The sequence below is a fragment of the Cytophagaceae bacterium ABcell3 genome (genome assembly GCA_030913385.1).
Classification (GTDB): domain Bacteria; phylum Bacteroidota; class Bacteroidia; order Cytophagales; family Cytophagaceae; genus ABcell3.
The window spans coordinates 2339587-2359597 of sequence record CP133159.1; the positions used below are offsets into that span (position 1 = coordinate 2339587).

Annotated in this window: 14 protein-coding genes; 7 read left to right on the plus strand and 7 right to left on the minus strand. The window is 38.8% G+C overall.

Annotated elements, in window-relative coordinates:
* Positions 1-57: 57 nt before the first annotated feature.
* Both RCC89_09305 and RCC89_09310 read right to left on the minus strand, forming a co-directional pair.
* A complete protein-coding gene (locus RCC89_09305; protein WMJ73358.1) occupies positions 58-195 on the minus strand; it encodes a hypothetical protein in 138 nt (45 codons plus the stop codon).
* A 177-nt stretch (positions 196-372) separates the two neighbouring features.
* On the minus strand, positions 373-984 hold the full coding sequence (locus RCC89_09310; protein ID WMJ73359.1) for a hypothetical protein: 612 nt from the start codon (positions 982-984) through the stop codon (positions 373-375).
* A gap of 396 nt (positions 985-1380) precedes the next feature.
* Here RCC89_09310 and RCC89_09315 point away from each other — a divergent pair, with 396 nt between their 5' ends.
* The 4 genes from RCC89_09315 (at position 1381) to RCC89_09330 (ending at position 5299) form a co-directional block, all read left to right on the plus strand.
* Positions 1381-1656 (plus strand): hypothetical protein, encoded by a 276-nt coding sequence (locus RCC89_09315; GenBank protein WMJ73360.1) that lies wholly within the window; start codon positions 1381-1383, stop codon positions 1654-1656.
* Between the two features lie 61 nt (positions 1657-1717).
* Positions 1718-2191 carry an OmpA family protein gene (locus RCC89_09320; protein ID WMJ73361.1) on the plus strand — a complete coding sequence of 158 codons (474 nt, stop codon included), beginning with the start codon at positions 1718-1720 and terminating at the stop codon, positions 2189-2191.
* A gap of 319 nt (positions 2192-2510) precedes the next feature.
* Positions 2511-3584 carry an ISAs1 family transposase gene (locus tag RCC89_09325; GenBank protein WMJ73362.1) on the plus strand — a complete coding sequence of 358 codons (1074 nt, stop codon included), beginning with the start codon at positions 2511-2513 and terminating at the stop codon, positions 3582-3584.
* 176 nt (positions 3585-3760) lie between these two features.
* A complete protein-coding gene (locus RCC89_09330; protein WMJ73363.1) occupies positions 3761-5299 on the plus strand; it encodes an IS5 family transposase in 1539 nt (512 codons plus the stop codon).
* Between the two features lie 11 nt (positions 5300-5310).
* Here the strand turns inward: RCC89_09330 and RCC89_09335 are convergent, their stop codons facing one another.
* Positions 5311-5721 (minus strand): PIN domain-containing protein, encoded by a 411-nt coding sequence (locus tag RCC89_09335; GenBank protein ID WMJ73364.1) that lies wholly within the window; start codon positions 5719-5721, stop codon positions 5311-5313.
* Entirely contained in the window at positions 5718-5963 is a 246-nt protein-coding gene (locus RCC89_09340) for a DUF6364 family protein (protein ID WMJ73365.1), read from the minus strand. Before RCC89_09340 ends, RCC89_09335 begins: the two co-directional genes overlap by 4 nt.
* 369 nt (positions 5964-6332) lie before the next feature.
* Between RCC89_09340 and RCC89_09345 the strand changes: the two genes are divergently transcribed.
* Together RCC89_09345 and RCC89_09350 are read left to right on the plus strand one after the other, a co-directional pair.
* A complete protein-coding gene (locus RCC89_09345) occupies positions 6333-7427 on the plus strand; it encodes an AraC family transcriptional regulator (protein ID WMJ73366.1) in 1095 nt (364 codons plus the stop codon).
* 114 nt (positions 7428-7541) lie between these two features.
* Positions 7542-8615, plus strand: coding sequence for a family 16 glycosylhydrolase (locus tag RCC89_09350; GenBank protein WMJ73367.1), 1074 nt, complete (start codon positions 7542-7544; stop codon positions 8613-8615).
* Between the two features lie 1016 nt (positions 8616-9631).
* Here the strand turns inward: RCC89_09350 and RCC89_09355 are convergent.
* The 3 genes from RCC89_09355 to RCC89_09365 form a co-directional block, all read right to left on the minus strand.
* Positions 9632-10027 (minus strand): hypothetical protein, encoded by a 396-nt coding sequence (locus RCC89_09355; protein WMJ73368.1) that lies wholly within the window; start codon positions 10025-10027, stop codon positions 9632-9634.
* A gap of 203 nt (positions 10028-10230) precedes the next feature.
* Positions 10231-15792, minus strand: coding sequence for a CUB domain-containing protein (locus RCC89_09360; protein WMJ73369.1), 5562 nt, complete (start codon positions 15790-15792; stop codon positions 10231-10233).
* A 355-nt stretch (positions 15793-16147) separates the two neighbouring features.
* Positions 16148-16912, minus strand: a complete 765-nt coding sequence (locus RCC89_09365) for a methyltransferase domain-containing protein (GenBank protein WMJ73370.1) — start codon at positions 16910-16912, stop codon at positions 16148-16150.
* Between the two features lie 318 nt (positions 16913-17230).
* Here RCC89_09365 and RCC89_09370 point away from each other — a divergent pair, with 318 nt between their 5' ends.
* Positions 17231-19978: an OmpA family protein gene (locus RCC89_09370; protein ID WMJ73371.1), complete on the plus strand. Its 2748-nt coding sequence runs from the start codon at positions 17231-17233 to the stop codon at positions 19976-19978.
* Positions 19979-20011: the final 33 nt, after the last annotated feature.

Genomic DNA, 20011 nt, shown 5'->3' on the forward strand with positions numbered 1-20011 from the left:
CTTTTCGGTTTTTTTGTCTGAATCAGAATTTTCAGGATTAGAGAATTAACAGGATTTTTAGGCAGAACAAGCACTTTCGGTTTTAAAGTCCCTGATATAAGCACTGATCACTTTCATCAGGGTGACTTTATCATCTTCTGGCATAGTGTCCACCTCTTTAAACTGTCTGAGCAAGGCTGTGTCCTTTATGGTCATAGCGTCTGCTAACCGATGAAAACTCCAGTACCTGGCGCTGTCCCTTGCTGTGGATAATTTAAGTGGTGAGGCTTAAATAGATAGGTTAAACCACCTTTATGCGCACATAAAAAGGTTTGCTAAAAAAAAGAACCTCTCAGGCTGTTTAACCTTAGAGGTTCTTTACGTATCAGGTACTTACTTTAAGCTTTTCTTTGCTAGAAATTTTCCAAGAGATTTACCTGCTTTGGCGTAAGATTCCTGGACTCTAACGCCGCTATCAAAATCAAAACCTGCCGCATCCCTTCCTGGAGATTTCTTGATTGTAATGGTGAGGACAGGTTCTGTAGTGCCTGTTTTTACAAAAATCGCCTCCATGTTAGTATGTGCTGGTACACGAGAAACACCTACATTCCATCCTAATTCGGTATGTGTAGTTTTTAAAATCATTGTATATTCAGCGTCCTCGAAGTTTCCAACAACTACATTCTGCTTTCGTAAAGATTTGTTTATAAGTGTTTCAAATTTAGGTTGATATCTGTTTTCTCGATCTGCAACCCAGTTTTCTTTCCACTTATCGCCTTTGCCCGGTTCCTTTTTATTGTACTTTTCGACCTTTTCGCTAACATAGTCTTCCTCTTTGTCAAATTTGCCCACACTCATTGAGCTGTAGTCGTAAACGATGTTTAGTTTTGAAATGCCTTTTATTGATTTAAGGTCTCCAGATGTGTGTTTGATTTTTTGTGCAAACCCCATAGTCCCCTGGAGCAACAAGATTGTTAAAATAAAGAGTAAAGATTTTTTTTTCATGACTTTGTGCTTTGTAATGTTTTCGGTTATTTGTTTTTAAATAGGTATAAAGTACGGGGTTATAGTGGATAGGGTTAGGTATTTATGTTTTTTTTGAATAATAAAGTTGTTTTTTTGATGATAAGGAATCTCCCTCTGGTGGAAAGCTTTAGCCATGGTACAGCTTGTAGGAGGGGAGGCCTTATAGATTTACATATTCAATAAAAATGTCAGAATCTTTTGTGGCGGATAAATCTGGATGTTTTATTTAAACCCATAGTGGCTTTGCTATCTTACCGGGGACTTTTGAAAAAGCGGGATGCTACCTGAAATAATAAGTCCTGAGCTGGGGTGCTACGGCTAGTAGGGGGATGGCAGTAATATTGTAAATTTAACCTTAACTATCAGGGGGAACTAATGATTAACTTAACTCAAATTATACTGTTATTTTGTGTTGTAGGATTTTTGGTGTTTAATATTTATGGACAAGTGCTTTACTATAAAATTGTTAAAGGTATTAGGGAAACAGGGGCATCAAATAAGTATGACGAAAAAACCGTAAAGGCTCTTCATTATGAAACAAATGATTATGAGTTGAAGAGAAGTATAGCAAGGTATTTTTTTGTAAAAAAAATGTTTAGGGCTTTATTATTACTGGCGTTTTTCTCCATAATAATTAACTGGTTTTTATAAGGTTTATCTTTAATGCATCTGCTTAGCTTTACCTTGTTTTTTAAAAAATAACAATCTTTGTATGAAATACCACTATTCATTTTTTCTGTTTTTTCTGGTAGTTGCATCAGGCCTTAAAGCTCAAAGTTTTTCTTTAGAGGATTCTGTTTTTCAAAACGGTCAGACTCATATAGTTCGTAACTTATACTTTGATTATGATAAATGCAATATACGGAATGACGCTAGCATCATTCTAGATAGTTTGGCTGAATTCCTAAAGAAAAACCAAAATGTGAAGATGGAAATTGGGGTACATACTGACACACGGGGTTCTGAAATGTATTCTAGACGTTTGAGCCAAAAACGTGCTGAGTCGATAGTTAATTACCTTGTTGAACGAGGGATAAACAAGCAACGGTTAACGCCCAAAGGTTATGAAGGGTCTAATCCTTTGATCCCGGATGTGGAAATAAAAAAAATGGCTTTAGAAGAACAAGAAAAAGCTCATTTTGTCAATAGAAGAGTCGAATGTAAAATTATTGATACTAATTTTTAGTGAAAAAAATGTAAGTAGTAAGGGAATTGCCCTACCTATAATTTTTTTGAAATTAAACCGATATGCTAGGACTAGGTACAGGGCTGACGCATTTAGACTTTAGGGTGTAAGGAACTGCCTTACAGGGCGTTCCGTAAGTCTCATAACCTTTATTGGGTTTATTTAATTTATGGGTGCCTTACGGGGCACTGACGATACAAATATAATAATTTTTTAATTGATAATCAGTGTTTTATTATTTTTGGCTTGACTTTTTTCTATATAGAGAACTCCATTAAAAAATTCAGTTTCCGATTCATTTGTTCGTATCTTTGGCACTGTGTCAGAACCAAGAAGAACCATCAAAGGCAATTTCAAATATCCGCTGCAGGAGATCCTGTTTCTGTGCGTAAGTGCCGTTGTCAGCAATGCGGGGGACTGGCATGAGATTGTTACATTCGGCAAAGAAAAAATTGAATGGCTACGTAAATTTTTCCCTTACCGTAACGGTGTCCCTTCGCACGATACCCTGGAAAGGGTATTTGCAAAGATAGTACCGGATGAGTTTGGCGAGTGTTTTGTAGAGTGGGCATCAACCATGTTCAGGCCAGTCGAAAACGAGACAATCAATATTGACGGGAAGCGAATCCGTGGATCGTATGACAGCAGAAAGGGCGCCAATGCATTGCACATGGTATCGGCTTATGCCACCGCTAACCATCTTACCCTCGGTCAATTGGCCGTGCCAGACAAAAGCAACGAGATCACAGCCATCCCCAAGCTTCTGGATATGATAACTGTTGAAAACACAACAGTGACAATAGATGCCATGGGCTGCCAAAAAGATATTACGGAAAAAATAATCCGGAAAAACGGTGACTATGTAATTGCTGTAAAGAACAACCAGAAAGAGCTATTCCAGCAAATAGATAGGGTATTTGAAAAACAGGGGGTTGCAGATGTGCACAAACAGATAGACACGGGACATGGCAGGTTGGAGAGCCGCACCTGCAAACTGATAAATGACCTGAGGTTCATAGATGCAGCACATCAATGGTGCGGCATAAAGTCAGTGGCAAGGTTAGAGTCAGAGCGCTATAACAAGCTTACAGGAAAGCAGGAGCAACAGGTGAGGTATTATATAAGCAGCCATGACAAGACCGCTGAATGGCTTAACGGTACAATACGCAACCACTGGGCAATTGAAAACAAGCTGCACTGGAGCCTGGATGTGGTTTTTGGGGAAGATAGTTCCAGAAGAAGAAAGGGGTATACAGCACAAAACTTCCACATCTTGAATAAAGTGTCCCTGATCTTGCTACAAAAACATAAATCTAAGGAAACAAAGCCAAAAAAAAGGTATAAAGCAATATTCAACGATGCTTTTAGGGAAGAAATTTTAGATGTTTTCTAAATGCGTTAGCCCTGGGACTAGGTGGACTGGTAGGGGGATTTGCACGGTTATATGCAGGCATTATTTTTCTTCTGTTAATTTTATAGCTAGGGTCTGCTTAGAAATAAAAAATAGCGGCATTAAGAGGATTTTAGAACTATTTTTATGAATTTGAGGGAGTCCAAGTGCAAAGAAATATGCAGAAGACCCCTAAAAGGCGTGCACCACGCTGCGAATATTCAAGTCCCAGCCAGTTGTCAATTATTGGTTTCGAGACACCGTTTCATAATCAGCTTGACCCCAACAACCGGTGGGTTTTGCTCAGCAACAAAATTCCATGGGATGAACTTGTCAATCTCTACAACAAACGCAATCCTCCAAAAAAGACAGGGAGACCGGCGCTTAACCCTCGTGTGCTGATTGGAGTGGTGATCATCAAGCATATCCTCAACCTGGATGATCGTGAGACAGTTGCCCAGATTACCGAAAACATGTATCTGCAATACTTTCTGGGGTACAGTTCTTATATCAAGGAGCCTCCATTTGATCCATCTTTGTTTGTAGATATCAGAAAACGGTTGGGGCAGGAACTTATCAATGCGATGAATGAAAGGATCCATGAGTTTTACATGGAAAAAGCCCCAAAAAAAGTTGACAAAACTACGAAAGGAAAAAATGACCCTCCTTCCTTTGCCAGTGGGCAAGAGTCTAACAAAGGAGAGGCAATCTTTGACGCAACTGCCTGTCCTCAAGATATCATTTACCCAACCGATTTGGGGCTGCTGAACAAAGCAAGGGAAATCACCCAACAGATCATAGATGAGCTTCATTGTAAAAATACCCAGGGGAAGAAACCAAGGACTTACAGAAAAATAGCTCGTAAAACCTATCTGAAGGTGGCCCAGAACAAGAATCCATCAAGAAAAGTAATTCGCAAAGGGATAAAAGCCCAGCTCCAATACCTTAGAAGAAACTTCAAGACCATTGAAAAGCAGCTGGACAGCTTTGAGGTTTTTCCTTTGTGTCATCGTACACAGCGGTCATACTGGGTCATTCAGACACTTTATGAACAACAGCTTGGCATGTTTAAGAACCGGGGCCACCATGTAGCAGATCGGATTGTTAGTATCCATCAGCCTCATGTGCGACCTATTGTACGGGGAAAGTCACGAGCCAAAACTGAATTTGGAGCCAAGATCCACCTTAGCATGGTGGATGGTTTTTCCTTTCTGGACACTGTGTCCTGGGAGGCTTTTAACGAGGGCAGTCATCTTGTTGATTACGTTGAAAAATATCGGAAACGGTTTGGTTTTTATCCTGCCAAAGTACTGGCAGACAAAATTTACTGCACCCGTGAAAACCGGAAGTGGTTGAAGGGAAAAGGAATAAAACTGGCAGCCAAACCTTTGGGCAGGCCATCCGCAAAGGCAGTGGAAAACCACGTAAGTCCAGGAGAGAGGAATCCGGTTGAAGGAAAGTTTGGACAAGCAAAAAACAGCTATGGGATGAACCGTATCCGTGCCAGACTTAAGAATACCAGCCAAACGTGGATCGCCTCAATAATCCTGGTGCTCAACCTGGTCAAATTGACCAGGCAGGCACTCTATTTTCTGAGTTTTTCAGCATGGCATAAGTCAATTTTTAACATAATTCGGGGTCTGAAAGACGTATTTGAAAGGATGACAATAAAAAACCGGCCTGGCGAGCGCTCAGGGCCGGTTTTTTACATATGTTAAATTTGAGTTTTTCAGCAGACCCTAGCTATTTCTGGACTTAAAATTGGCAAATCTGATTTCTTAAAATCCTTACTGTTCCTGGTTATTATTCCCTCAATAACTTTCACTCTTAATGCAGAATTATATTGAATGGCATCCTCGTAATCAGAAAAGTTGCTCTTTAAAGAGTTTCGAATTATAGAATTATCAAGAGGAATGGTGTTCACCAAATCAGCTAACTCTGATAAAAGCATAATTGCTGTTTTATGTCCACTAATTTTATTTATGATATAGTAGAGGTTGTTAAAAGATATAGCAGATACATAGATTTCAATTTTTTCCTGTAGTTTATACTCAAAAAGTACCTCTGCGTAGTCAGAAAAAGGTTTTCTATCAGATAAAAAATCAAGCAGAACGTTAGTGTCAATTAAAAAATGTCTCATTTTAAGTATTTGTCGGAGATTGACTCTTTGAGAATATTTTTGTATTCAGTTTCTGCAGATAGTTTAACAGTTCCTTTTAGTTTTGATATTTTTGAGGAAACCTGTGGTTTTTCCGGTTTTCTTGTAATCAATTTCAAATAGTTCTCTACTAATTCAGATAGACTCTGACCTTTAGATTTTGCAAATTGCTTTGCTTTCTCTATTGTCGCATCATCAACCGATATTGTTAGTTTCTTATTCATACGTACAAATATAACGAAAATTATACGTATTAAGTTTGTGTTCCGCTGCATTTCCTTAATGGCAATAACTGTTAATGTTTTTTTTGAGGAAAGCTTTAGCCAGGGGCAGTAGGGGAGAGCCTCTCTGGGTTTAATACTCAGAAAATGTCAGAACTTTTTGTGGCGGACAAACTTGTCTGTTAAATTTCTGTGAGGTCTGGCCTACATAGGGATATTATACACCATATTAGAAGCAATTATTATGCTTCAAAGTGCGTTTGGTGATTAGAGGATTGGTTGGTTAAATTGGTCTTTCCAAAGAATAATCTCACAAATGCATGTTTGCATGCCTATTTTTCCTTACTTTTATAGTCGGTTTGGTCGTAAGAAATGAAAAAAAACATCCTTTTGCTTCTTTTGCCTTTGTTTATAATAGCTATAGCTTGGGCAATTACTTACCGTGAGCCGGTTTCTATTCTGGAATTTTCTAATCTTGAAACGGCAGCATTTTCAGATCAGGATACCGATGGGGGAAAATCACAAGTATTAGCAACGGAAGACAGTGTTAACTTCAAGTCTGTTCGCTTCAATCTGCAAGAGGGGTTTATTTCTCCCTATGCAGGCGTTTCTTTTTTTAGACCTGACAATTATTGGGATCTTTCTGGGTATGACAATATAAAGCTAGATCTAGAGATAGAAAATATTAGAAACCTTGAATTGACCATATCTACCTACCAGAACGGGGTTACCAAAGAAAATGAGCCATTGAGCTTTAGACATAATATTCTTGAAATTCCTATTTCTGACAATTTTCAGTCTTATACCTTGGCTATCGACCGGATGGCTATAGCGCAGTGGTGGCTTGAGCGCTTTAAGCTCAGGAGTGCGGAACTCGGACATGCTGATTTGTCAAAAACTCGATCATTTTCTTTTACCGGAAAAATTAAGCTTGACCAGCACAAAGATCAGGTGATCCGAATTAATGGTATTACATTTTCCAAAGATATGAAATGGTTTTACCTTTGGTCTGGTGGCTTTTTGCTATTTTGGTTTTCTGGCTTACTGGTTTATTTTAAATTTCTTCCAAAAAAGCAGGTGGCTAATCCTTCTATTCATTATAAGCCCACAGAAGGTAAAGTGCTAAAGAGGTCAGGAGAGTTGGATGCTGCACTGGAATATCTAGCAGCTCAATATCCTGATCCAGCCCTAAGTCTTCAAGGCGTAAGTGCCACTTTGAAAATTCCTGAGAAAATAATATCTGCGGAAATTAAAAAGAGGTTCAATCTAAGCTTTAAAGAGTATTTGAATACAATAAGGATTACCGAGGCAAAGAGGCTACTTCACTTGGAGGCGCTTCATATTAGCGAGGTTGCCTATAGGGTAGGGTTCAGTAACCCCAGTCACTTTAACCGCGTTTTTAAGTCACTCGAAGCATGTACGCCTTCAGAGTTTAGGGGCAGGGTTGTGACAGAAAAAGCCCAATAAAATGCATTTATCAAGCATTTTTCATAAAATGTAAAGCCAAAATACGAAAATGTAAACCCATCTGCTCAGAGAAAATCTATTTTTGCTCAGGTTCGAACAAATAATTTATACAACATGAAAAGAGCAAATACATTATCTATGGGTAAAATTCTACTGTCCTTGTTATTGGTTTTTCCTTTTTTGGCTGTGGCTCAAGATGACCAAGATGGTCAAGAGTCTAGTAAAGATTATAAAGGGGGAGAGGTGCAGTCTAAACAAGCATATCATTACGGAAGGTTTGAAGCCAACTTTTATGCATCTGATGTAAGCGGTATACTTTCTACATTATTTCTTTTTGAAAATGATGGCTGGCGGGATGAGCATATTTGGCAGGAAATAGACATTGAAGTTTTTGGCAAAGCACCCCGCAATACATGGCAGAGTAATGTGATCTATCAAACCAACCCTGCCGGGCCACAAATTACAGATGAAGAAACTCATACTATCCCCGATGGTGGCTCTGTGGCCGAGTGGCACACTTATGCTATTGAGTGGACTCCTGATTATGTGGAGTGGTTTGTGAATGGACAATCATTTCGGAAGTTTACGGATGCAGATGTTCTTGAGGTTTTAGGGGCAAAGCCTATGCTTCTAATGCTCAATTGCTGGTCTCACGAGGAAGCCGGATGGGTAGGCCCTTTGGAAGAAGACCGGCTCCCTACTTACCAATTTATTGATTATGTAAAGGTTTATGAGTGGATTGAAGGTTCTACTTTTTCAGAAGAGCCTATTTTTGAAGACAATTTTGATAATGGCTTGTCCAATTGGAACCTTTCCGAGCATACTTTTGAAGGAAATATAGCTGATTTTGTACCTAAAAATGTAGGGAACAAAGATGGCTCTCTGATCCTGGCTTTCTCTACAAATGACAACGACAATGTGATAAATGACGCCGTAGTGCCAGAGCGGTTGACTACATCTACTCTTGCCACCCAAGAGGATTTTCAAGTTACATTTTACCCTAACCCAGTCAACGATCAGCTAGTACTTTCTGAAGAATGTGATTGGACTGTCATGTCGTCTATTGGGCAAGTAATTGAATCTGGAAGTTCAGCGCAGGTGAATGTGTCGGACTTAAAAACAGGTATTTACTTGCTTAAGGTGCGCAGAGGAGATGCTATGATAACAAGGAAATTTGTAAAAGAATAAGAGCAGTTAAAGGCATAGGGACATTTTGTTTCTATGCCTTTTTTATGATGGCACAAAATTCTATGAGAGAAAAGTGTAGATTTTTTTATAGAATTTTGGTAGCTATAAGCTACCTTTTGCAAGACGCTTTATTTGACGTTACGTGCTGTAGCTGCAAGCTATAGTGAGCGTAGGTTACCAGTAAACCTTCTGGAGAAAATGAATTTCCCCCATTCTGTGAATTCTCTAATCCTGTAAATTCTGATTCAGACAACAGGATCATTTTGTTTCTATGCCTTTTTTATGATGGCACAAAATTCTATGAGAGAAAAGTGTAGATTTTTTTATAGAATTTTGGTAGCTACAAGCTACCTTTTGCAATACGCTTTATTTGACGTTACATGCTGTAGCTGCAAGCTACAGTGAGCGTAGATTACCAGTAAACCTTCTGGAGAAATTGAACCTCCCTCCATTCTGTAAATTCTCTAATCCTGTAAATTCTGATTCAGACAACAGGAGCGCAGGGGAGATGCTATGATAACAAGGTAATTTGTAAAAGAATAAGAGCAGTTAAAGGCATAGGATCATTTTGTTTCTATGCCTTTTTTATGATGGCACAAAATTCTATGAGAGAAAAGTGTAGATTTTTTTATAGAATTTTGGTAGCTACAAGCTACCTTTTGCAATACGCTTTATTTGACGTTACGTGCTGTAGCTGCAAGCTACAGTGAGCGTAGGTTACTAGTAAACCTTCTGGATAAATTGAATTTCCCCCATTCTGTGAATTCTCTAATCCTGTAAATTCTGATTCAGACAACAGGATCATTTTGTTTCTATGCCTTTTTTATGATGGCACAAAATTCTATGAGAGAAAAGTGTAGATTTTTTATAGAATTTTGGTAGCTACAAGCTACCTTTTGCAATACGCTTTATTTGACGGTACGTGCTGTAGCTGCAAGCTACAGTGAGCGTATAAGATAGAAGGGGCAAAGGCATGTTGAAGGCGCCTTAAATGTATAATAAATATGGCCTTAAACTTAATCCATGCCTGGAAAACTATCAACTACTTGGACCTTGATGTCTGGAAATTGATCTACCACTTGAACCTTGAAGTCTGGGAAGTTATCAACTTTCTGCCATTGGCCACATTTGTTTGGGAAATTATCAACAAACTGTACTTTAATATCTGGAAAGCTTTTTACATACTGTATTTTGATGTCGGGGAAACTCTTTACAAATGTCACCTTTCCATAAAGCTTGATGTCTTTATAGGAACAATTACCTTTAAGCATATCCGTAATAACTTCTTTTTTTTCGACATCATTCAATTCTGAAAGTGTTTTGCCTAAAGTTTTTTTATCAATAGCAGTTGATCCGCTTATAAACCCTATGCAAACTAAGCATAATAGAAATTTTAAAATAAAATGTTTCATAAATGAAGGTGTAAAATTGGCTCTATTTAAGTTATACGATAGAGTTTCTATATGAGGGGGAAAATAACACTAAATCACACTTTTGACAAAGTATTTCCGAAATGCTTCAGTCCTGAAATTAGCAGTAGAACTCCTGTATGGCAAAAAGTAGCTTTTTTGCTTTATTTTAGAGTTCTACTGCATTTTCAGGGGGAAAGATAAACCTATTTTTTAATTACCTTCATTACCTGTACTTCTTGACCCAACATTAGTTTTACCGTGTACATACCTGATGGAACAAACGATAAATCTATCGGGTATACTGCATTATCTCCATTAATTTGGGTTTTTTGGAAAAACACCTCTGTTCCAATGGAGTTGTAAACATTAATGCTCACCTCTTGTGCAGGGGCTTCTATAGACAAGTGGAAAATACCATTTGACGGGTTCGGGCTGACGCTTACCTTGCTGTTCTGTTGCTCCCTTAAAGATGTTGTTCTAGTAATTTCAATTGGTACAGAGAACATATTATTGCTTATATCCGATTCTTCTACCTCCCCTTCATAATCAATATAATATAAGATATAGTACTGCCCTTCAATATTGTTAGGAATACTGGCTTGGGTGTTAACCTGTTCACTGCTTGAAGCTTCTATTGAACTAACTTGGGCACTGCCTAGCGGGGTGGCTTCTTGGCTATAGTTACGGTGTTGAGACAAGAAGAAATGGACACTAGTCGGAGTAGATGTTGCAGTGCCAATATTTTGTACAATACAGGATAAGTTTATATCAGATCCAGCTACTGCATTGCTGGGGTTTAAAGGAGTAGAAATGGTCAAGTCTGGCAAGTAGCTTGATCCGCCAGGGCAAGAGACATAAGCTATAAATCCACTTTCTGTAACACTTGCATCGGTGACCATCCTGAGCGTTAAGGCGCCCGCCGGGTTTGTTGCTGTTATATCTTCCGGTAAGGAGAAGCCGGTAAGTCGGCCTAGTAATGGCGCTTGTGTGGATGTGCCATCGTAAACATAAAGGTTGTCATGCCAGTCTTCAATTTCAAAATGTATGAAACTTAAGGTTAGCATCTCGCCTTCACGTTCAGGATATAGCACAAGTGTTCCATCTATATTATCAGCATAATTAGTTTGATACCCTGCATGGTCTGTTATTATTTGCGAGCAGGTGGTCATACTTTCCTGACCAGATTCAGGCATTGTGTGATGTGCTGTGGCTTCGTCTGTTATTAATACAGGTATGTATGCAAACCTAGCTTCATCATCTTCTCCTAAGTAAGGGTTGCTGTTTTCACGTATAATAATATAGTAATTGCCGAGACTAATATCTTGCGGTATGTCTAATCGCTCATTAATTGTAATAGAACTATTATATGGGATTGTACCGCTTTGATAGGAGCCAAGGTATCTATCATTTTGACTATAGTTTATGTCATTGGACAAGTAATAGCTAATGTTGCTATGGTATAATGTGCCGCTTCCATTGTTTGTTAAAGTCGCAGATACTGAAATATATTTGTCAGGAAATGCTGACTGGAAATTAACCGCTGCGCTTTCTATAGACACATCAGGTAAAGGTTTCTCGTCTAGGCAGGAGATTTCTGCTTCAAACCCACGGAACTCTATACTGCCATCTGAATAAAAGCGTAAAGTTAATGCCCCACCTTCCTGTGTAGCTACAATATCATGAGGGAGATCATGGCCACTATATTTCCCAAGTAGAGGGGAGGATGTAGTAGCGCCGTCAAAGATTTCCAGATAGTCAAAGTCTTCTTCAACTTGGAAACGGGTAAAGGAAAGCTTTAAGTAAGAAGTTTGATCTTCTGGGTGTATAGTTAGCGTACCGTTGGCATCAGGAGAGTAGTTGCTGTTTCGTGCATGGTCACTGACTGAGCCTGTACATGTCGTTATTGTTTGTGACCCGGTATGTGGAACAACATATTGATCGTCTAGCGTAATATTGATTGGTTCAGTATAGGTGTTGTTACTGAGATTTGTTTCTTCTATCTCTCCTTCGAAATTTACATAGTACAAAATGTAGAATTGCCCAGAAATATTCTCAGGGATACTTGCTTGTGTAGTTATTGACAAACTCTCTTCTGGCTCTATCGAATTAACCTGAGAGCTCCCTAGGTTGATTGCATCTTGGTTATAATCAGGCTTTTGAGACAATAAGAAATGGACATTAGTAGGAGTAGATGCCGTGGAGCCAATATTCTGTATAGTACAGGATAAGTCAATAGAAGAACCTGCTATTGCATTGTTTGGGGTAGTAGTTGTAGAAATGGTCAAGTCTGGTAAATCATCGCTTGTTTCTGCTTCAGGGCAGGAAACATAAGCTATAAACCCGCTTTCTGTAACACTTGCATCGGTGACCATCCTGAGCGTTAAGGCGCCTGCCGGGTTTGTTGCGGTTATATCTTCCGGCAAGGAAAAGCCGTTAAGTCGACCTAATAATGGAGCATGTGTTGACGTTCCATCGTACACATTAAGGTTGTCATACAAGTCTTCAAGTTCAAAATGTATAAAACTTAAGGTTAGCATTTCGCCTTCACGTTCTGGATAAAGTACAAGTGTGCCATCTATATTATTATCATAATTGTTCTGAAACCCTGCATGGTCTGTTATTATTTGTGAGCAGGTAGTAATGGTTTCTTGGCCAGATTCAGGCATTGTGTAATGCGCTGTGGCTTCATCTGTTATTTCTATAGGTATGTATGCAATCCTTGCTTCGTCATTTTCATCTAAATAAGGATTGTTGTTTTCATATAATATTAAATAGTAATTTCCTTGGCTAGTATTTTGTGGAATATTTAATACTTCGTTTATCGTAACAGAGCTATTAGGTGGAATTGCTCCATTTTGAGAGGAGCCAAGGTGAATATCATTAGGACTATAGTTTATGTCATTGGACAAGTAATAACTTATGTTGCTATTGAGTAATACACCACTTCCATTGTTTGTTAAAGTCGCATTCACTGAAATGTATTTGTCAGGAAATGCTGACTGGAAATTAACTGCAACGTTTTCTATAAACACATCAGGTAAAGGCTTTTCGTCTATGCAGGAGATTTCTGCTTCAAATCCACGGAATTCTATACTGCCATCTGAATAAAAGCGTAAAGTTAATGCTCCTCCTGCCTGTGAAGCTACAATGTCATGAGGGAGGTTGTGGCCACTAAATTCGCCAATCAGAGGAGAGGATGTAGTAGCGCCGTCAAAGATTTCCAGATAGTCAAAATCTTCTTCAACTTGGAATCTGGAAAAGGACAGTTGTAGGTAGGAAGACTCGTCTTCTGGGTGTATAGTGAGTGTTCCATTAGAGTTTGGGTAATAATTGTTGTTGTGTGCGTGGTCACTAACTGGGCCGCTACAAGTGGTTATTACTTGTGACCCAGTATATGGTATAACATATTGCTCGCCTATTGTGATAGGGGTAACATGGAAATTGTCTCTTTCTATGGTTTCTTCAAGATTTCCGATATAAGCTAATATGTAGTATTCATTATAATCAATTTGATCAGGTAGCGTGAACACGTGATCTCCAGGCACAGTTGCGCCAGGCCTTATAACGCCTGCTGTGTAAGTTCCTATGAATGTATCGTTTTCGTCCCATTGATCGTCGGTAGAGAAAAAGAAGTGTAGGTCATCATTGTGAGTAGTTCTACCGCCTGTGTTGGCAATATTAAGACTTGCTATTACTGTACTTCCTGGGGCTACTGTTGAGGGAATCAGGTCTACAGATTCAATCGCTAGTTCAGCATCGGGTACTTCGGTAACACACTCAATATTGGCAGAAAATCCTGGAGCGATAATAGAATGGTCTGTTACAAACCTTAAGGTAATGGCACCAGAAGAGGTGGTTCCGTAAACATTTCCAGGATTTTCGGTTCCTGTAAAAGTGCCAATAAGTTCTGCATTTGTAGATGTGCCATTGTAGATCTCCAAATAGTCATAAACGGGTTCGAGGGAAAATTGAGTAAAACCTAATTGAATCAGTTGACCTTCGGTATCTGGATAGATTGTTGCCACGCCATCATTGTTGTTTGAATAATAGCCATTAGGGCCTCCAGAATCATGAATAGATCCTGAACATGAAGTTATTTGAATACTACCATTTTCCGGTACTATATATTCACAGTCGCTTTCACTTAATGGAACAAATAAGGAGGTGGAGAAGGCAGTTTCCTCTTCGCAGCTTATTTTGCACCTGTAGTAGCGGCTTTCGTTTTGAGTTATAGTGAGCCTAAAAGAATTAGCGCTACTTATGCTTGTCCAGTCAATATTATCGAGAGAGTATTCCCATTCATATGTAGTGCCAGCACCTGCAGTTGCATTCGTTAAGAACAGGGTAAAGGGTGACCCTTCGCAGACCACTTCTTGATCTGTTTCAACCTCACCTCCTTGAATAGGTCCTGCACAAGGGGCTTGGTTGATGTAACCTCCATCAAGGGTGGTAACTCCAGAATTGTTCGGGTCTAGCCAATCTTTAAGCCTGCTAGTGGCATTTGAACCTGCATCCCATGAATAAGAGAATTTGCCATATAAATCATAACCTGTTAGGTTTGTGCATGAAGCATCTCCTCCATGCAGTTGGCCTACAATTCTTTTGTTTTGGTCAAATAAAGGGGAGCCGGACGAGCCTGGCTCGGTAGTGGTGTTCCTATTCCAAATTACCTTCCAATGTGTGTCGTTATTAAAATTATAGTAAGCGTCTGAAACGGGGTTGTCATCATCAAATGATATTTTTTTGATGTCTGAGGATGGGTGGTGAATGCCAACTGTATTGTTTGCAGGTTCGTCCATGTTGTTCCACCCTGCATAAAATACATTATATTCTAAAGGGGGCGTTTCTTCTAACTCTACAAGTAAAAAATCGGAAGGGGTATCTTTAGCCCTAAGCTGAGCACCTGATACGGTATGGTTTCTTGGGCCTTCAATGTTTGAACAGTTAGGGCTTTCATAGTTAAAAACAAAAATCCATTCGCCTGTGTCGTCTCCTCCGAGCAAACAATGGTCTGCTGATAGCAGAAAAGGCCTTCCATCTTCTAAAGTGTTGTTGATTATAGATCCTGAACACGTAGAGCCACCAATAATAATCATAGCTACAGCGTCTCTTTGTTCTTGCCAATCAGAACCATCAGGGCAATTGACATTCATGTTACAACTGCCTGATCCTCCAAAATTAAATGATTTCTCTTTACCGAACCCTAATATATCCTTATAGGCATGTACAACTTTTCCTAATTCAATTTGACCTTGTCCCTTTACATTTTTCGGCTCATAATATTCTAAAACAATAGCATCGCCCTCTATAGGTGCAATACTGAAAACCCCGCTTTCTTTATTGTTTCTATTTGTAAATGCACCTAAAACCTCAGTTTTTGTCTGATTATATACAAATAGTTGTGCATTTGCAGGTAAATTATACTTTTTAAAGATTAAATTTATGGAAATGGCATTTGTGGAGCGGATGCCAAGTCGCCAGACTCTTCCTCCTTCGCCTAAGTCTTCCCATTTGCCAGAGTTATTTAAGCTGAAGTCAACTTTCATTTCATGGCCAAACCTAAATGGTTTGCCTAAATCTTTATTGATAGAATCTTCTTTTAACAGTTTTTCTACATCGACGGCCGGCATGTCAATAAACTCGACACGTGATTTTAAGTTTCCTTTAAAGCTTATCGGCTTGCCACCTTCACTTAATTGGCCATAAACTACTGTTTTGATAGAAAAGCAGCATACTGCTAACAAAACTTTAACAAAGAGTTTCATTGATGATAAGGTTAATTTTGAACCCGTGAAATTACATTAAAAAAATTATATTTAATATTTAATTTTATTATTTTGCTTGTACAGGGTGGTGTAAGTGTCGCTTGTCGATGGATTGGGAGCTGTTGCTGTATATCAGAGATGGTGTTGAAAAGAATTGCAGGCAGTGGGGTAGGCTGTAATTGTAAAGAGTTTGTAAGAGTGGAAAATGAAAAAAATATCAACTATTTTAGAAAGCAGCTCTATAGTTGATTGATAAAGGGGGGAAATTAGGTGCCTTATCCCTTTGTATTGTATTTTACTGGTTTATATAAAAAACGCCTTTAATAGTCTTGGCAAATAATATCCATTTGCGTAATCAATTTTTAGAGCAGAAGTATATAATTTCCTCAGCCGGAAGGGCATATCGTTTTACTTTCTCTTCTGGCATTTCCATTACAAACTTATCTTCTTTAACCGTAAAACCAGCTTTTTGTAAAATCTGACCATAATCAGTGCCGTATTGTCTTACATGGTCGCTTTGCCCATAGACTTTTTCCCTTTTTGCAGGGGTGTCGGCGTTAGGGTCTGAAAAAGTTTTTTCTAAATTATAATCAATAGGTGATTGTATGATGGCCCAGCCTCCAGGTTTTAATACCCTGTATATTTCTGACATGGCTTTCAAGTCATCTGTTACATGCTCCATTACATGATTGCAGAAGCATACATCAAATGTGTTGTCTGGAAAAGGAATGTCATGGACATCCATCTTGACTTTTGCCAAAGGGGATTCAATGTCTGCTGTTATATAGTCCAAGTTTTTTAAAGCTTCAAACCTTTTGATAAAGCAATACTCTGGGGCCATGTGCAGTACCTTTAAATTTGCGGTGAAAAAGTTTGTTTTCTCTTTTAAATATAACCACATCAGACGATGCCGCTCAAGGGTCAAAGAGCCTGGACAAAGGGCATTTTCTCGCGGAATGCGTCCATAGGGAAGAAACTTTCGGTAGGTTTTGCCTGATACAGGGTCTTCAACTTTGTTGCCACGGTAAAAAAAAGCTACTATGCCTAGTACAAAGTGGCTGACTTTCTGTAGGTATTTCCGTGGTACTTTTCGTATTATAAAACTTATCAGGTGCTTCATTTTACTTTGTTAAATGCCAAATATAAGTAAAACATTTTTTACTAGCCTATATTGCATGAACCCTTGTGCTAGTCTTTCCCATAGTTTACTTTCCTGTTGAGTATTAGTTTATGGTTTTTTGGGCTTAAGTGGGGTCTGAATATCTTGTTTTATAAGAAAGAAAGTTAAAAAGCTGACTTCTACTATAGTTGATTCAGTAAGAATAGTTATATTTAAACTCCGATTTCTATGGTTGGAGTTTTCTGGTTAAAAGGACGGCACGGATTGAGTTAGTTTGCTTAACGCTTCATCTGTTGCTATATTAAAATAATCTTGTATATGAAAAGCTATAAAGTTTTTGTCATAGTCTTTTTTTGCTTGTGTTCTTTAGCAAGCTATGGTCAGAATATTAAAAGTATTAAAAAGAAGGCTGATAAAAATTTTGAAGCAGGCAACTACTACAGGGCCTTGCATTTCTATGAAACCTTAGATGCCGAAAAGCCCGGCGATGCCAAAACTTTGGCTAGGATAGGTATTTGCTACCTAAAGACGCGACCGGCAACAAAAGCGCTTGACTATTTGAAAGCAGCCAAGGAAAAGAAATATAAAAAAGACTATATAGATTTTTATTTGGCTAAAGCATATCATGCCCACCACGATTTTGAAACAGCTATTTCTATTATGGGGCAATGTCGTTCAATGTACAAAGACCTGCGTGAGGAGATAGAGACGGAGATGAGCCATTTCAGGAACGGTCTGGAGTTGAGTAAAAACCCTGTTAAAGTAAGCATAGAGAATCTTGGAGAGGAAATTAATTCTGAGTTTCCCGAATACCGGCCAGTTATTTTAGGTGATGAGCGAACCATGTTTCTGACAGCTCGACGTCCGGGAACAACCGGAAACCTGAAAGATGAACAAGGGCAGTATTTTGAAGACATCTATGTTTCTTATTATGAAAATGACAAATGGCAGAAACCGATCAAGTTGTCTGGTTCTGTGAACAGTTCTGGTAATGATGCTTCTCTTGCCGTTACTCCTGATGGCAAAGGCTTGTTGTTAGGTCGGCAAGACTTACGGGAATCTTCTGGAACCAATATTTACTATTCGGAATATGGCAAAGGAAAATGGCAAGACCCTAAAAAGTTGAGCATTAACACTTCCGGTGAGGAGAATAGTGCCTGTTTATCGCCAGATGGTAACACTCTTTACTTTTGTAGTGATAGAGAAGGAGGTTTTGGGGGTAGCGATATTTATGTTAGCCATAAGCAGGAAGACGGAGATTGGGGAAAGCCGAAAAATTTAGGATCCTTGATTAATTCACCTTACAATGAGTCTTCTCCCTTTTTGCATGCAGACGGGGTGACCTTGTTTTTTAGCTCTGAAGGACATAAGTCAATAGGTGGCTATGATATTTTTAGTACTACTTACGATCCTGAAACGGGACTATATTCAGCTCCCGAAAACTTGGGTTACCCGATAAATACTGCTGGTGATGAGAAGTTTTTCGTATGGTCGGCAGACGGTACTAGAGGATACTTTTCTTCAGTCAGGGAAGATGGTTTTGGTGACTATGATATTTACATGATCACCCGCCCAAACGTAAGCTTGTCTTTTAGTTTCTACGATGGTCGAGAGCCAGATGGTTTTAAGCCTACTTCTGGAAACCTTTTTGTATATGATGCCATTACCAATGAGTTAATTACTAAACGAGACTCTACTTCTTTTGAAGGAGAGTGCAATATTATGCTTAAACCCGGGCGGAACTATGCTATTTCTATAGAGGCTGATGGCTTTTTGTCTCACTCCGAAAATGTAAATGTACCAGTTAACGATTTTTATGTAGTAGATAAATCTGTTTTTTTAACTCCTTTGGAAAAAGGGGGACTTATTGTTCTCAATAACGTACTTTTTGAAAAAGGTAGCTGTAAATTGAACCAGCAAAGCACGCATGAGCTAGACCGGTATTTTGAACTGATCAATGACAACCCCTCACTGGTTATCGAAGTTGCTGGGCACTGTTTTGAGATGGAATCGAGTAAGGAAAATATGGAAGTTTCCCAAAAAAGGGCTAAAGCGGTTGTTAACTACTTGGTGAGCAAAGGTCTTAATTATGAGAATCTTAAACCAGTTGGTTATGGTGATCGGTTTGCCAGTTCTGACGAAGATCTAAGCCGAACCGAGTTAATTATAAAAGAAAACTTGAAAGAGAATCCTGATTATAAACAAGCTGGATTGGGGGCTTATGATGGGATACTTAAGGGTAAAAAACAACGGACTGGGGTTGTCAATAATGAAAGTAAGCCTGGACAAGAGCAGCATGCATCTAAGAAACAGAAAATGGTCAGCTATCTTATGAAAAAGCAGCCTGGGTTTTATGTTTTCTTTGATAGCGCGGCTTATAAAAAAGAGGTCTCTTTGCGTGATGCCATAAAAGACAGTGTAGAAGCCGGTAAGCTGGAGCCTGTTATTGTCAAAGGTAGTGTTCAGGACAGGGAGAAAGGTGTTCCCCTGGCTGCTACGGTGCAAATGAGTGATCACTTTGGGGTGGACTTGGAAGAGATGACTTGTGGAAACGATGGTACTTTCTCTTTTAAGGCTTTTAACAAAAAGGATGTTAAATACTCTGTTACGGCACGAATAAATGGTTATAACTATTTAACGCGCAGTGTTAAAGTTCCTGCGAATCGTCCAGAAGTTCAGGAAATAGAAGTAGAACTGGTTTTGACTGAACTAGCAAAAGGGCAGGTTTTTCAATTGAGAAACATTTACTTTGATTTAGATACTTATAAGTTAAGTCCTGAGTCTTACCGGGAGCTAAAGAAACTTGAGAAATTGCTCGTAGAAAACCCTGAGCTGAAGATTGAAATTTCAGGCCATACAGACAATGTTGGAGATAAAGACTACAACAAAACTTTGTCGAGGAGACGTGCTCAGTCGGTAGCAGATTATTTAATTAACAAAGGAATAGATATAAAACGTTTACGTGTAGAAGGATACGGAGAGGAAAGGCCTATTGCCTCGAATGATGATGAAATAGATGGACGTGAGATAAACCGTAGAATTGAATTTAAGGTAATTGAAAACTGAATATTTTAATGTATTAAAATTTAAACTTTTCAT

Coding starts and splice junctions, on each gene's coding strand:
- RCC89_09340 (WMJ73365.1), bottom strand. CDS start 5,963: ATGAATAAGAAACTAACAATATCGGTTGATGATGCGACAATAGAGAAA.
- RCC89_09305 (WMJ73358.1), bottom strand. CDS start 195: ATGACCATAAAGGACACAGCCTTGCTCAGACAGTTTAAAGAGGTGGAC.
- RCC89_09335 (WMJ73364.1), bottom strand. CDS start 5,721: ATGAGACATTTTTTAATTGACACTAACGTTCTGCTTGATTTTTTATCT.
- RCC89_09365 (WMJ73370.1), bottom strand. CDS start 16,912: ATGAAGCACCTGATAAGTTTTATAATACGAAAAGTACCACGGAAATAC.
- RCC89_09330 (WMJ73363.1), top strand. CDS start 3,761: ATGCAGAAGACCCCTAAAAGGCGTGCACCACGCTGCGAATATTCAAGT.
- RCC89_09350 (WMJ73367.1), top strand. CDS start 7,542: ATGAAAAGAGCAAATACATTATCTATGGGTAAAATTCTACTGTCCTTG.
- RCC89_09355 (WMJ73368.1), bottom strand. CDS start 10,027: ATGAAACATTTTATTTTAAAATTTCTATTATGCTTAGTTTGCATAGGG.
- RCC89_09310 (WMJ73359.1), bottom strand. CDS start 984: ATGAAAAAAAAATCTTTACTCTTTATTTTAACAATCTTGTTGCTCCAG.
- RCC89_09370 (WMJ73371.1), top strand. CDS start 17,231: ATGAAAAGCTATAAAGTTTTTGTCATAGTCTTTTTTTGCTTGTGTTCT.
- RCC89_09360 (WMJ73369.1), bottom strand. CDS start 15,792: ATGAAACTCTTTGTTAAAGTTTTGTTAGCAGTATGCTGCTTTTCTATC.
- RCC89_09345 (WMJ73366.1), top strand. CDS start 6,333: ATGAAAAAAAACATCCTTTTGCTTCTTTTGCCTTTGTTTATAATAGCT.
- RCC89_09315 (WMJ73360.1), top strand. CDS start 1,381: ATGATTAACTTAACTCAAATTATACTGTTATTTTGTGTTGTAGGATTT.
- RCC89_09320 (WMJ73361.1), top strand. CDS start 1,718: ATGAAATACCACTATTCATTTTTTCTGTTTTTTCTGGTAGTTGCATCA.